General features: G+C 69.5%; 5 protein-coding genes. 1 reads left to right on the forward strand and 4 read right to left on the reverse strand.

The window, feature by feature from the left end:
• Positions 1–3: 3 nt before the first annotated feature.
• The 3 genes from Sri02f_RS04100 to Sri02f_RS04110 all read right to left on the reverse strand — a co-directional run bounded on the left by Sri02f_RS04100 (position 4) and on the right by Sri02f_RS04110 (position 12,737).
• Positions 4–6,855: a polymorphic toxin-type HINT domain-containing protein gene (locus Sri02f_RS04100; protein WP_108999655.1), complete on the reverse strand. Its 6,852-nt coding sequence runs from the start codon at positions 6,853–6,855 to the stop codon at positions 4–6.
• A 132-nt stretch (positions 6,856–6,987) separates the two neighbouring features.
• Entirely contained in the window at positions 6,988–11,391 is a 4,404-nt protein-coding gene (locus tag Sri02f_RS04105) for a LamG-like jellyroll fold domain-containing protein (RefSeq protein ID WP_108999656.1), read from the reverse strand.
• A gap of 311 nt (positions 11,392–11,702) precedes the next feature.
• Positions 11,703–12,737 carry a GlxA family transcriptional regulator gene (locus Sri02f_RS04110; RefSeq protein WP_108999657.1) on the reverse strand — a complete coding sequence of 345 codons (1,035 nt, stop codon included), beginning with the start codon at positions 12,735–12,737 and terminating at the stop codon, positions 11,703–11,705.
• A 239-nt stretch (positions 12,738–12,976) separates the two neighbouring features.
• Here Sri02f_RS04110 and Sri02f_RS04115 point away from each other — a divergent pair, with 239 nt between their 5' ends.
• Positions 12,977–13,426 (forward strand): hypothetical protein, encoded by a 450-nt coding sequence (locus Sri02f_RS04115; RefSeq protein ID WP_108999658.1) that lies wholly within the window; start codon positions 12,977–12,979, stop codon positions 13,424–13,426.
• Positions 13,427–13,499: 73 nt separating this feature from the next.
• Here Sri02f_RS04115 and Sri02f_RS04120 read toward each other — a convergent pair whose 3' ends face one another.
• Complete coding sequence (locus tag Sri02f_RS04120) at positions 13,500–15,035, reverse strand: MFS transporter (protein ID WP_108999659.1); 1,536 nt, start codon at positions 15,033–15,035, stop codon at positions 13,500–13,502.
• Between the last annotated feature and the right edge of the window lie 52 nt (positions 15,036–15,087).

Below are 15,087 nucleotides of genomic sequence, written 5' to 3' on the forward strand. Positions count from 1 at the left end.
CGTTCATGGTTTGTTTGGGATTCCGTTCATCGATCCTCCATTTACGAATCTTTGATGAGTGATCAGGTTTCCGCTCCCGCCGCGCTCAACCAGCCACTCGAAGCGTCCAGCCTTCCCGTTCATCTCTCCCGGCATCTGCACCAACAAGCGCTCCACTCCATCTCCACCAACAAGTCGAGTGGTTACGCCCTTGGTTGCGATATCGCCGACAACGAAGTCCGCCGCTCTGTGCCCAGCATCCTTCTTCAGCCCGGATCCATATCCCTTGGCATTCTGGATGATTTCCTGAGCTTCTGCGGAGCCGACCCCGCACCACGGTCCGCTGTTGTGAACGAGGACCGGCGTCTGACCAGCGAGTACATAGTAAGTGTGAATGTCGGCGATGGTCAGGTTGTGGACTGTGGCCGGCTGGGTCCAGCGTTTCACCGCGGTGATGCGGACCACGGCCTTGATGGAGGCGTGCAGGTGTTCGCCTGCGGTCAGGGCGGTGGCGTCGATCCACTCGTTGAGTTCCGGGACCCAGAACGGGTGTCCGTCCGTCGCGGTGATCGAAGCGGTCAGTTTCTTGCCGTCGACCTCGATGGTCAGGGTGATTCTGACCAGGTGCTTCAGGCCCTTGCCCGTGATCTCGGCCGTGACCGTCTTGACCGTGGTGCGGCCGGTCTTCGGGTCCGTGGCGAGGACCTTGTCACCGGTCCTGACGTCCTCGATCCGCTTGGTGGTGCCGTCGGCCATGAGGACTTCGGTGCCGGGGACGAAGCTGTTGCAGGGTTTGGCCTCGCTGCCGGCGGCCCCGCCGATGTAGGCCAGCAGTGCGGTCGCGACGGCGTCCCGGATGACGTTGCCGCGGGCGACGGCCGCTGCTTTCTCGTTGCATTCTTCGGCGTTGTAGACGCAGTAGGTGGCCGCGATCTCCTTGGCCTTGTCGACGTCCTTGCCGCCGTGCAGGACGTAGAGGTAGGCCTGACGGCACCCCTCACGCCCGTAGCAGGCGGAGCCCTCCGTGGACGACTCGTAGACCGGGTTGTACCAGAAGTCGTCCGTGAACTCCCCGTTCATCCGGGGGGACCAGTACTGGTCGGCCAGCTTGTCGATGTCCTTCGTGACCGGGGTGTTCTGGGCGACCCAGTGCTTCTTCGCCGCGTGGGAGCGCTTGTAGATGTTGCCGCGGTGGTAGTCGGAGGTGCCGCTCTTCGCGTCGTAGCCGACTTCCTGCTGTTCGTGCTTGCTGCAGTACTTGACGTCGTACTGGCAGGAGTTGGGCTTGGAGCCGATCTCCGTGCCCGCCGGGTCGGAGTAGGTGAGGGGGTTGTTGTTGGCGTAGGTGTAGCCGTGCATCTGCTGCGGGTCGCCGGGTGTGAAGACCGGGTCGACCGACAGGAAGCGGCCCGTCGCCGGGTCGTACTCCCGCGCGCCGAGGTGGGTCAGGCCGGTGACGGTGTCGGTGGTGCCCCCGACGAATCCCCTGGTGCCGGTCCAGGTGTTGGGGACCGTGCCGCGCAGGCCGCCGAACGGGACGGTGCGACGCTGGGTCAACGCCTGGGATGTGGCGTTGACGGACAGCTGGGCTGTGCCGTGGTGGTCGGCCAGGGTGAAGGAGAAGGACCCGTCGTTGGCCTGGACGGCCTGGTGGCCGCCGCCGACGTCGAAGTAGCGGGTGCCCGTGGCGGTCGTGGCGCCCTTGGCCAGGGTGACTTCGGTGGCGCCGAGGTAGAGGGTGGTCTCGGTCGGGGTGCGGCCGATCAGCCGGTTGCCCTCGGCGTCGTAGAGGTAGTCGGTGACCTTGTCGCTGCCGCCCTCCACCGGTTGGGTGACCTTCGCCAGGTGGCCTTCGGCGTCCCAGTCCAGGGTCTGGGAGGTGCCGTTGCCCAGCTGCCGGGTGTGGGTGAAGCCGCCGACGTCGTAGGTGAAGCTGTCGGCGGACTTGACCGTGCCGGTGGTGGTGTCGACCGAGCTGAGGGTGTGCGGCCGGACCTTGCCCGGGTCGGGGTAGTGGTAGGTGCGGCTGGTGTCCGGGGCGCCGGAGGCCGTGGCGTGCTGGGTCTCGGAGAGCCGGTTGCCGACCTCGTCGTACCTGTAGGACGTCCAGTACGGGGCCGGGCCGCCCACGACGGCGCTGCTGGGTGCGGTGGAGCAGCCTGTGGCCGACTGGGCCCACGCCTCGGTCAGCCGGCCGAAGTAGTCGTAGGAGAAGCACTGGTTGTCGGTGCCGGAGCGGGAGGTGTCGGAGACGGAGAGGACGTTTCCCGCCTCGTCGTACTTGTAGGTGTTGAACTGGTCGACACCCGTGACGTCCTGCCGGTCCACCCGTGAGGTCTCCAGGCGCTGGGTGCCCCACTGGTAGGTGTCGGTCTCGAGCGTGGTCTTGCCGCCGTTCGCCGCCATGGCGTACTGCAGCGGCTTGCCCGTGAGGCTGTAGCTGGTGCTCGCCGTCAGGTTCAGCGGACCGCTGACCCCGATGGGCCGCAGGGTGTGGTCCTCATAGGTGTAGGTGACGGTGTTGGCGGCCAGGGCGCCGGCCTTGGGGTAGCCGACGCTCTGCACCGTGCCGGAGGCGTTGTAGGCGGTCGTCGACAGATAGGTGCCCTGCAGGTCGCCCTCGGACGACGGGATCGTCACCGAGGAGCGCAGCGGCCGGTACTGCCGGTCGTAGGAGACGACGCTCGACTTGTACTCCTGAGTGCCGCTGAACCGTGAGCTGGACGCGAGGTGACCCTTGGCGCCGGCGACGGTGTCGTAGACCCACTTGGCGCGCAGGGCGCCGGTCACGGAGTTGTCGCGCAGCTCGGTCTTGCGGCCGAGGCCGTCGTAGACGTACGCGAGGACCGTGCCGCGGCCGTCCCTGGTGCTGGTGAGATGGGAGCGGTCGTCGTAGTCGTTGTGGCCGGCGCCCTTGTCGGGGTCGGTGGTGTCGGTCAGCCGGCCCATCAGGTCGTACGTCCACGTCCAGCCGTTGCCCGCCGGGTCGGTGACCTTGGTCAGTTCGCCGCGGGGCGAGTAGCCGTAGGAGGTCGCGTCGTAGGCGGCGTCGAGGTCGTGGGAGTGGAGCAGGCGCAGTTCGGTGGTGTTGCCGCGAGCGTCGGTGAGGCTGGTCTGCGCGGTGCCGCCGACCGGCGGGACGACCGTGGTGCGGTCGCCGCCGTAGATCGTCTTCGTGACGCCGAGGACGGTTCCCCCGTCGCCGTTGCCGGCGATCTGCTTCAGCTCGCTCACCCGGCCCAGACCGTCGTAGGTGTAGCGGTTCTGGGTCTCGACGGTCAGCGCGTTCTCGGGCTTGAACAGTGTGGTGGAGGGAGCGGTGGTGTCGGTGTAGTAGGTGGCGAACTCCTTCGCCTTCAAGCCGCGTTCGTCGTAGAAGGTGTCCGCGAGCAGCGTTCCGCCGTTCGGGCCGGGGGCCTGGGTCTGCCGGGGCCGCAGGAATCCGTCGTAGAAGGCGTAGGTCGTGTCCTGGGCGCCGTTGTTGCCGAGCGTCTTCGTCGCCACGACGACCGGCTTGTCGTCGGTGATGGTGTAGCCGAACTCGTAGCTGGGGGTCTGGCCCGTGAGCCGGTCCGCCAGCCACACCTTCGCGGTGCGGCCCAGCGGGTCGTACGCGTAGGTGATGACCTTGCCGTTGGTGTCGGTCTCCGTCAGCGGTTGCCCGCGCAGGGTGTCGTAGGCGGTGGTCGACGTCTGGGTGGTCGTGTTGTCACCCGTGGTGGCGGGCGGAGTGGTCACGGAGCTGCTGGTGGGAAAGCCGGTGGTCGGGTTGTAGGCGGTGGTGGTCGTCCTGCCGTCGGTGCGGGCGGACCTGGTGAGCGCGCCGTCGGAGGCGACGGTGACGTCGCCGGTCAGATCGGTGGTGGTCAGCGCCCGGCCGTAGCCGTCGTAGGTGGAGGTGGACTCCAGGTAGAGGGCGCTGGAACCGCTGTACGTCTTGAGTTTCGCGGTCCTGGTGGCGTCGCCCTTGGTCGCCGCGGCGCCATAGGCCCCGCCGTCGTAGGCGGTTCGGACATCGGACATGACGTCGTCGGGGCGGCTGGTGGTGGCGTCGCACGCCTTGGCGACCGTCTCGACCCGAGCGGGCGCGTCGACGGGGACGCTGCCGGAGACGTAGGTGGTGCGGGTGCACTGGTCGTCGGCCGCGGTCGTGGTGTCTCCGAGATCCTCGGTTCGGGTGACCAGGCCGGTGGTGGCGTCGTGGGTGTCGGACGTTGCGGTGGTGCGCCACTTGACGCCGGCGCCGTCGTCGAGCGAGGTCCAGGACCTGCTCGAGTCGTTGCCGGTGAGGTTGGCCGTGACGGTGCCCCAGGTTCGGACCTTCTTCGCGGTCTCCTTGTACCAGGGACGGTTCACCGTTTTGGTGAGCACCTTGCCGTCGGGAGCGGAGTAGGTGAGGGTCTTGTACGCGAAGCCCGCCTGCGACTCGTGGTCGGTGATCGGGTCGCCTTCCCCCGCCCCGAGGGTGACCGAGACGCTCTTCGTGCCGCCGGAGGTGGACTTGCGGTCGCCGTCCATGCCGCGCAGGAAGTAGGTGTCGGTCTGCGACTTCATCGCCGGGGCGCCGCCCTGGCCGCCGGTGCGCACCCGCACATGGCCGTAACCGCGCCACTGCGACCAGGTCTTGGACTTCTCCTTGGTCATCCCGTCGTCATCGTCGTAGTGCCAGGCCGCGCCGTCCAGGTAGTCGTACATGGTGACCTGGTCGGGGGCGCCGCCCGTGCGGTCGGTGGAGGTGACCGTCTTCACGACGTACTTGTTGAACCACTGGCGGTCGGGATCGTCGGTGGAGCTGCCGCCGATGTACTGCGGGAAGCAACGGGTGGTGTTGGTCTCCGGGGTGGTCAGCGCGGTGGCGTCGCAGACCGGCTCCGAATAGCCGACGTCTGTCTGGCCGCCCGACTCGTCCGCCACGGTGGACAGCCGGGACTTGATGTAGGGGGCGTAGCCGTCTCCGATCTTGTCGAGGCGGTTGGCGAGCTGGGTGTAGCCGAAGGTGACCTTCGGCAGGGTGATCGAGGCCGTGCCGTTGTAGCCGGTGCGCTGGACGGAGTCGAGCAGCAGCTGGTAGTCGGTGTCGGCCATGCCCCAGCGGTGGGTGAGCTTCCAGCCGTCGACGTTGCTGTAGGAGCCCGACGCCAGGACCTGGGTGGTGACGGACGTCAGCCGCTTGCGGGTGAAGAACGCCGGGGAGAACCGGCCTTTGTCGCAGTCGGTGTCCGCCTCGCAGTTCAGGTCCCACGGGGTGTCGTACCAGTACTGCGAGCCCGTGGAGATGGACGAGCAGGTGGTCGAGCTGTCGGGGATGCACCGCTCGCTGTTGGTGAAGTTCACCTTCGCGAGCGCCTTCGCCGAGTACACGGCCGTGGACTTCAGGCCGTACTCGATGCGGTCCAGGGTGCCGCCGCGGACATAGGGGGTGTCGTCGGCCGCCTTGAGGTTGCGGCCGTAGGAGTTGGTCTCCTTGTCGTAGTAGTAGGCGACCGCGTTGCCGTGCGGGTCGACGACGTAGTCCAGGTTCCAACGCCAGCCCTGTTGGCACCAGGACGCCGCGAACGTGGAGGCGTTGCAGGGCTCACCGGAGTTGTTGCCGAAGACGGGCACGGTCCAGGTCGAGTCGGTGGTCTCGTTGCCGCTCGCCCAGCCGGGCAGCCGGTTGTAGCCGAAGTAGTACTGCGTCCCGTCGGGGCTCGTCACCCGCCAGTACTCGTCGTTGCGGGCGCCGTTGGAGCGGACGTCCGCCGTGGTGCCGTAGATGCGGTCGACCTTCGTGCCGTCGTCGTTCTGCAGCTTGAAGGAGTTGGCTCCGGTGGGCACCAGTTCGCCGCCGGAGCCGTTGAGGGAAAGCGTCGCGTTGTCGTACGCCCAGCAAAGGTCGCCCGGCTTGCTGCCGTCGGCGTTGGCGACGCCGTCGTCCGCGCACCCCTTGTAGCTGCGCTCGATGAAGCCGGGCGAGAGGTCGAAGCCGTCGCCGACCCAGGAGGCCTGGTTGTTGGTGTTTCCCGTGCGGCCGTCGATGCCGCCGGAGGAGTAGGACAGACCGACCTGCGGTGTCAGGCCTCCTGGCACCTGCGGTACCGCCATGTCGTACGACCACGCGAACGAGCCGCTGCTCTGGTCCGTGCTCCAGGTCGACGAGGCGGACAGCGACGTGGCCTTGTAGTCGCCCTTGTCGCCGCCGGCCGACGCGGTCGCCGCCAGGACGGTCGCGGTGTTCGCGCTGAGGGGGACCGCGTCCGTTCGCAGTGTCTGCTTCTCGGTGTCGTTGACGGTCGCGACCGGCTGGACCGAACGGCACTGTGGCTTCTGTGGGGTGGTCAGCGCACAGGCGGGCAGCCTCACGAGGGTCAGCCGGTCCGCGTAGCCGCCGCCGTACAGACCGGCGAAGGAGGAGTAGTCGAGTGCGGCGCGCACCTTGCCTGCGTGCTGTGCCCTGTCCCGGCCGGGGGTCAGGGTGAAGACCGGCCCGTCGACCCCCGTCCTGCGCGCCGCAGCGCGGGGCAGCGAGGTCACGGTGTACGTGCCGGTCGCCGCGTCCGCGGAGCGCTCGACCTTGGTGTCCAGGGTGAGCGGGAGTCCCTTGACGCGCGTCGTCTCCTGGCGCAGCGTGACCGCCGCCGCGTTCGCCTCGGGCCACCTGGTGGCGGGCGCCTCGGCGGGCGTGCGGGGCCCCTTGGTCAGTTTGCGGGGCACCGCCTTGCCCGCCGGACCGCCCGCGACCGGGGACTCGGACTTCGGCAGCGCCGGCTTCGTCCAGCCCTGGGCTACGGCGGGCACACCCGACGCCTGGAGCAGGGTCGCGGTCAGCACGGCGGCCGTGGCCATGGCCACCCGGCGCCAGGGCCTGCCCGTTCTCTCGCGTGATCTGGTCTTCATGGGGGTCGTCGTTCCTCCCGTTCGAGTGCTCCGGGGCGGCGGGGAACCGCGCACGGCGGAGCGAAGAATTCGGCTGGGGAGCGGGACGGGCCGCGATCGGCGGCGCGTCCCGCTCCCGGGCGGCCGTGCCGGTCAGTCGCCGCTGGGCACGACCGTCTCCACACCCGGCTGGCCGGCGGCAAGGTGGTCGATCTGTGTCTCGGTCAGGGCGCCCTGGAAGATCCAGACGTCGGAGAGCGAACCGGGGAAGTACTGGCCTGGCGTGGCGCCGGCCGTGTCCCGCCCGAGTTGCAGGGTCCTGGCCGCCTTGTAGGTCAGTACGTTGTCGGACCACGAGACGGCGTCGGCGCAGCTCGCGTCGTCCTGCGTCCCGTCGCCGTCGGCGTCGGCGCAGGCCGTCTCCTGGAGTTCGCCGTTGACATAGAGGCTGAGCTCCTTGGAGAAACCGTCGTAGACGAGCGCCACGTGGTTCCAGTCGGTGGGGCTGTAGAACAGGCCGTTGCCGACGTCGGTGACCGCGGCCGAGTCGCTGTCGGAGTCGGCCGTGGCGATCCGCCAGCGGCCGGGATCGGTCGCCGGGGTGGCGCTGGGCTCGTAGCGCACCGCGAACGCGCTCTTCTTGGAACCCGGGGCGCTCACGACGGTGACCGGACTCGTCGGGACGGCGGCTGTCTGGACGAACGCGCTCACGGTGAAGCTGGCGCTGGTGTCCACCGGCACCACCGCGGCAGCCGCGTAGTCGTCCGTGCCGTCGAGTGTGACGGTGCCGTCGACCCCACCCAGGCCGGCGTCGACCCCGTCCTTGCCTGCCTGGGCTCCGTTGTACAGGGTCATGGAGTCACCCGACGACGACGCGTCGGGTGACGTCAGTGGGCTGCCGGTGGCCGACTCGAACTTCCAGCGTCCCTTGACCACCGCGCGCTGCTTGAACAGCTGCTGCACCTCACCGGCCGACACCGGCCGGTCGAACAGCCGCACGTCGTCGATCTGGCCGGGGAAGAACGAGGTGGCCTTGCCCTCGAAGGCGCTGGCGCCGATCTGCATCGCACCCCCGGCGTACCAGGTCGAGGGAAGGACGGCGGTGCCGGCCAGAGTTCCGTTGACGTACAGCGAGAGCGTGTGGGCGACGGTGTCCTGCACGCCCACCAGATGCGTCCACTCACCGCCGTAGGCGGTGGTGCCCGTGGGCTGGAGCGCCCGAACCACGGTGGAGTCCGAGGTGTCGGCGCTGTGCTGGTTGAACACCCAGCGGTCGTAGGCGTTGGAGTAGTACAGCTCCGGCCCGGTCACCACGGTACCGATCTGTGAGGCGACGGTCGCGGCGTGGGCCGGTTTGGTCTTCGCCAGCTTCACCCAGGCCGACACGGCGAAGCTGTAGGAGGTGTTGACCATCGGGGTTCCCGTGGCGGCGTAGCCGTCGGCGCCGTCCAGGGTGAGCGCGTTGCCGTCCACTCCGGCCGCGCCGGTGGTGGCGCCCCCCTTGAGGACGGCCGGATTCACGTCGGCCCGGCCGCTCAGCGCGGGCGCGTCGGCCGCGTCGTCCATGTGGAAGACCATCCGGGCCGGACGGCCGCCACTCGTGTTCGAGGTGTACAGGCTCGACACCTCGGCGGCCGCCAGCGGCTTTTCGAAGGTCTTCAGCTCGTCGATGGCGCCGGGGAAGAACGACGCGGGCGCGCCACCGGTCAGTCCGGCGCCGATCGCCATGCCACGCCGTGCGTTCCATGGGGTGCTGTAGGCCGCCGTCCCGGCCAGGGCGCCGTTGACGTACAGCTTCAGCAGCTTCTCGCCGGCGGCGTAGACGCCGACCAGATGGGTCCACTCGCCTGCCTTGACGCCGCCGGCGGCAGCCTGCGTGGCCTGGACCGGGGTGCCGGCGGCGGTGTCGGCACTGTACTGGGTGAACGTCCAGCGGTCGCTGGTCTTGGCGTAGGACAGCTCGAAGCCCGGTTTGTTGTTGCCCTGTTGGGAGGCGACGACCGCGGATCCGGACGGCATGGCGGACAGCTTCACCCAAGCGGACACGGAGTAGCTGATGTCGGTGTTGACGGTGGCGATGTCGGTGGCGGCGTAGTCGTCGACTCCGTCGAACTGCACCGCCTTGCCGAACTTGCCCTCGACGTTCGGTGTGGGGCCGCCGTGCAGGGTTGCGGGCTGCTCGGGCGCGCTGCCCGCCGCCTGGCCGGCGCCGGCCGCCTCGTTCATCGACCAGTCGGCCCGTTCGAGCTGACCCGCCTTGACCCGGAACTGGTAGGTGCGGATCTCGGAGGCGTTGCCGGCGGTGTCGAAGGAGCGTGCGGTGAAGGTGTTGAGGCCCGGCTTGAGCGGCAGTACGGGGACGGTCTTGGCCGCTCCGGCCGACGTCGTGATGGCGTTGGCGGAGACCGGGTCGCCGTTGAGGCCGTACCAGTACTTCGTCACGTCGGAGACCGCGCCGGTGACCGTGAAGTTGCCGTACTGGCCCACTCCGTCGTACCAGGGATCGTCGGGGTCCTCGGGGTTCGAGGCCGGGTAGACGGCCGAGGAGATCGTCGGCGCCTTGGGCACGCTCGTGTCGTAGACGAAGTAGCAGCCGTTCGCACCCGTGGACGACCACGGCGAGTACTGGGCGCCGTCGTAGGAGCGGACGTACCAGTTCACCGTCTTGTTGGTGGGGATGGAGGACGGCAGGGTGAGCACGAAGTCGGAGCCGGACTTCTTCGCCGTGCTCAGGGCGGGCTTCCAACGGGCGATCACGCCCTTGCCGTCACCGGCGTCCCAACTCGCGGCGAACTGTACGGAGACGGAGTCGCCGTCCGGGTCGGTGACGTCGTTGGCGTAGATCTTGCCCAGTGTGCGCACCCGCGCGGCGCCGGCGGCCGCCTTGCACGATCCGCCGTACTCCATGGTCAGCTGAGACGTCTTGACCTGCGGCGGCGGGCGGTTGTACTGCACACGCAGGTAGGCGTCGTCCGAGAACCGCTTCCACGCGTATCCGTCCGACTCGCTCGACCCCTTCATGCCGAAGGTCATCGTCGACCACTTCTTGTCCGCCGCCTGCTGCACCGCGGCCTTCACGTCGAACTCCGCGTCCTTCGCCGCGCAGCCGGTGAAGCCGTAGGCGAAGGACGCCGTCCTGAGGTGGTCGATCCAGAAACCGGATGCGTTCTGCGAGTTCCAGGTGGTAGCGGAGGAGATGTCCTTGGTGCGCCACAGCTCGACGCTGCGGTCCGAGCAGGACGCCGACCAGGTGTTGCGGACCACGAACTCCGCCTGCAGCACGGTCCGCCCGGCGAACTTCGAGGTGGGGATGCGGTAGAAGAGCCGCTTGGTGTCGTTCGGAGCGCAGTACGACCAGTCGCAGTAGCCGAGGCCCGCGTCCGGGTCGCCGTTGAACTTCCACTGCGGCGAGGACGCCCAGTACTTGGAGGCCATCGTCCACGCCGAGGCCTTGGGGGAGTACCACTGGGGGTCGATGAACACGGGGTACACCGTGTTCTTGCCCCTGAGCACACCGCGGTCGGGCGTCAGCACCAGCGCGTCCTGCCCAGCGGGAACGTCGACGCCGACCGGCGCCACGTTCGCGGACTCCGCGGCGACGGCCTCGGACTCGGCGGGACCGACGGTGGCGGCAGAAGCGGCAGCGGCAGAGGGAGAGGTAACGGTGGTGCGGGCGTCGGCGGTCGTCGCGCGCTTCGGGGTGGCCGGCGGCGCGTGCGGAGCGAGCCCGGCGGGAGACTGCGGCGTGGTGTCCGGGGCCTCGGTGCTGGAGTCCCACATCACCGGGCGAGGGGCCTCGAAGACCGCGCCTTTGGCGCCGTCGTCGATCGCTGCCAGGCCGCCCTCGGCGGTCTCCTCGACCTGCATGCCCTCGGCGTTCATCTTCAAGCGCAGGGTGCTCAGTTCGGCGCTCGCCGCCGCCTCGGCGGACTTGACGACCAGGAGCTGGGTGAACCCGTCCTGCTGTGCCGTCATCCGCAGATCGACGCCGGGCAGCACCTCCGGGTAGGTGACGGCGCTTCCGTTCAACTCCGGGACGGGCAGCTCACCGGGCCAGGACAGAGCCAGCTCGCGGCCGTTCCTCGCCATCCGCACCAGCGGGGCCGACCCCCCACCGGAGAAGGTCAGGCCGACGGTCGTGACCTTGGGCGCCACCGTCCCGTTCGCTCCGCGGGTCAGGGTGGTGTCGATGTCCCGCCACACACCGTCCACCCGGGTCCGCACCGGACGCAGGTGTTCCCGTGCCTCCAGGTGTCCTTCGGGGGTGGCGTAGACCTCGCTGCTCTCGCCCCGAAGGGAGGTGATCTCCACGGGTTTGCCCGTGCGCGCGGCCTCCGCCAGCGCCTTGGTGTCCTCGCCCGCCCCGTCGTCCGCGGCCGTCCTGGCCTTTGCCCCCGTGTCAGCGGTCCCGACGGCCTTGACGGCTTCCCCGGGCGAGGCGTCAGCCCTCTCACCCACTGCAAGAGCGCTGTGGGACGCGCCCGCCGCCAGAGTCAAGGCGGCGCAGAGAATCGCGCCGGCGGTGTGCAGCCGACGTCTCCCCCCATGCGTATTCATATGAACTACTCCCCCGCCAGGCGCTGTTGAGCTGTGCCTGGTTATGTTCGATCAAGTGGCCGAATCGCAAGATACGAGCACGACCGATCTGTTCACCAGGGACTCACAAGCGGACAAAGCTCATCACAGTCACCAAGCAAGCACAGCCGGGGGGATGACATGCCTCACGTTTGGTCGCTGAATTCGCCGCAATTCGAGGCCGGTGCCCTGATTCGTTCAGGACACGGGACTTCACCGGACAGTGACCGGCCGGTCCTCGTCGTCGTCAACACGGCGGTGGCGCAAGGGGATTGGCGTAGCGAGTCGGCTGGTCATGCTCGGGTCGCGTCCGTCCGGGGAGCGCCGGTGGACCGTCCCGAAGTCCCCGCCCCCGCCCCCTCCCCCGCCCCCGTGCTCTCCTTCGACCGGAACGCCCTGCGGTATCCCTGTGGGCTCGTTCCGGCGACCTTGCGGAAGCATTCCCGGAAGGCGGTCGGGGAGCCGAAGCCCGTCTGGGCGGCGATCCGTTCCACCGGGTAGGCCGTCGACTCCAGCAGGTACTGCGCGCGTCGCACCCGTGCGCGGTGCAGCCAGCGCAGCGGCGTCGTGCCGGTCTGCTCGCGGAAGCGGCGGTTGAGGCTGCGGGTGCTCATGCCGGCCCGCTCGGCGATCCGGTCCAGCGTCAGATCGTCGGCGCAGTTGTCCTCCAGCCAGACCAGGAGCGGTTCGAGGGTCGCGCCGGCCGGGGCGGGCGTCAGGTCCTGGGCGATGAACTGGGCCTGGCCGCCCTCCCGTTCGAGCGGCATGACCGACATGCGGGCGGCCTGCGCGGCGATCGCCGAGCCGTAGTCGCCGCGGATCATGTGCAGGCACATGTCGAGGGCCGCCGCCGCGCCCGCCGAGGTGAGGAACCGGCCGTGGTCGACGTAGAGGACGTTCGGGTCGACCTCCACCTTCGGGTAGCGCAGGGCGAGTTCGCGGGCTGCGTACCAGTGCGTGGTCGCGCGCAGCCCGTCCAGCAGGCCCGTCGCGGCGAACAGGAAGGCGCCGACGCACACGGAGGCGATCCGGGTGCCGTTCGCCGCCGCGTCGCGCAGCGCCTCCGCGACCCCGGGCGGCAGCTCCTGCGGCGGGTCGGCGACGCCCGGCAGGATGATCGTGTCCGCTTCGGCCAGCGCTTCGAGGCCGTACGGCGCGCGCACGGTGAACGCCCCCGCGCTCACCTCCCCGGAGGGGGACGGCGAGCAGACCCGCACCCGGTACGCGGGGCGGCCGTCGGGCAGCCGCGCCCAGCCGAAGGCGTCGATCGGGGCGGACAGATCGAAGGGGACGACCCCGTCCAGGACCAGTACGGCGACGGTGTGCATGGCGAGAGCCTAGGCAGCCGACGGGATCACGCCAAGCCGGGAAGAGCGCGGCCGTTGCGGTGGGTAGGTGGTGGGCACGTGGTGGGTGCGTGGTGGGTGCGTGGTGGGTACGGTCGGCGTCCGCGGGTGTACGCGGACACGGCAGTCCGAATGGGGGTGCCGGAGCGCTGGCGGGAATCCGTCGGCCTCTGGCATTCTCGCCGCTTCCGCGTGATCTTCGCGCCCTCTAGCGTCGGCGCGTGACCAAGTTCCTCCTCGCCGTTCACGTCCTCGCCGCGATCGTCGCCGTCGGGCCCGTGACCGTCGCCGCCAGCATGTTCCCGCCCGCCGCGCGCAAGGCCCTGGCCGCGCCCGGGGACGCGGGCGCGGCCGGGACCGTGCGGCTGCTGCACCGCATCTGCCAGGTGTACGCGGCCGTCGGCATCGCCGTCCCCGTCTTCGGGTTCGCCACCGCGGGCGCCATGGGGGTGATGGGCGATCCCTGGCTGATCGCGTCGATCGTGCTGACCGTCCTCGCCGCGGCCGTCCTGCTGCTCCTCGTGCTGCCGCGGCAGGAGGTGCTCGTCGAGGAACGGGGGGAACCCCGCACGACCGTCCGACTCGCCATGTTCACCGGGGTGTTCAACCTGCTGTGGGCGACGGTGACGATCCTGATGATCGTCAGGCCGGGATCGACGACAGGGGCGTAGGCGATCCACGGCGGCCCGGCGGCCGGGCAGCCGGGACGGCCGGGGTGGGTGACGGCACCCACCCCTCGGGCCGCTACGCCGGCTTCGCCTCGCGGCCGGCCGTTCCCTTCGCGTCCGCCTGCGGCTCCGTCGCGTCCGCCTGCCGCTCCGTCGCGGTCAGGGGCTTGGCGATGTCCTCCAGGGAGCGTCGCTCGGCCTTGACCGCCAGGAACGCCGCGACCAGGCCCGCCAGGCACATCAGCGTCGCGCCGACGCAGAAGGCGAGGACCGTGTCGCCGACCTTGCCGGTGTCGGTGAGCCGGGCGAACAGCAGGGGGCCGCTGATGCCGCCGGCGGCCGTGCCGAGGGCGTAGAAGAAGGCGATGGACATCGCACGGGTCTCCATGGGGAAGACCTCGGACACCGTCAGATAGGCGCTCGACGCGCCGGCCGACGCGAAGAACAGCACCACGCACCAGCAGGCCGTCATCGTCGTCGCGTTGAGCGAGCCCTGGTCGAAGAGCCAGGCCGTGGCGAACAGCAGCACACCCGACAGCAGATAGGTCGAGGAGATCATCACCCGGCGGCCGACCGTGTCGAACAGCTTGCCCAGCAGCAGCGGGCCGCAGAAGTTGCCGATCGCGATGACGGCGAAGTAGTAGCCGGTGCTGCCGCTCGGCACGTCGAAGAACTTGGTCAGGATCGCGCCGAAGCCGAAGGTGATCGCGTTGTAGAGGAAGGCCTGGCCGATGAAGAGGGAGAAGCCGAGGGTCGCGCGGCGACGGTACTCGGAGAACACCGTGCGGGCGATCTCGACGAAGGAGACGCTGCGCCGCTGACGGATGGTGAGCTCGCCCTCGGCGCGCGGGAGCCGCTCCCCCTTGTCCTCCTCGATCTTGCGCTCGATGGAGGTGACGATCTCCTCGGCCTCGCGGTCGCGGCCGTGGATCAGCAGCCAGCGTGGGCTCTCCGGGACGTGCCGCCGTACGAGGAGGATCACGAGGGCGAGGACGGCGCCCAGCGCGAACGTCAGCCGCCAGCCGACGTCGGCCGCGAAGATGTCCGTGTTCAGCGCGACGATCGACAGCAGCGACCCGGCGACCGCGCCCAGCCAGAAGCTGCCGTTGATGATGAGGTCGACGCGCCCCCGGTACTGCGCCGGGATCAGCTCGTCGATCGCGGAGTTGATGGCCGCGTACTCGCCGCCGATGCCGAAGCCGGTGAGGAAGCGGAAGAGCAGGAACCACCAGGTGTCGAAGGAGACGGCGGTCAGGGCGGTGGCCGCCAGATACACCGCGAGGGTGATCATGAAGAGCTTCTTGCGGCCCCACTTGTCGGTCAGCCGGCCCCAGAAGAGCGCCCCGGCGCAGGCGCCCGCCACATAGAGCGCGGCCGCGATGCCGGTGACCTGCCCGGAGGTGATGGGCAGGCCGCTGCCCGGCTCGGACAGCCGGCTCGCGATGTTCCCGACGACCGTGACCTCCAGGCCGTCCAGGATCCACACGGTGCCCAGTCCGAAGACGATGGTCCAGTGCCAGCGCGACCAGGGCAGCCGGTCCAGGCGGGCGGGGATGTCAGTGGTGATCGTGCGGTCTCTCTCGGCCGGCACGGCAGCTTCGGCGCTGGTCATGGGCTCCCTCCTCGGCACACGCTCGTCGTCGAGCGGAACGCGGTCCGTGTTC

The organism is Streptomyces rishiriensis, from assembly GCF_003112535.1.
GTDB lineage: Bacteria > Actinomycetota > Actinomycetes > Streptomycetales > Streptomycetaceae > Streptomyces > Streptomyces rishiriensis.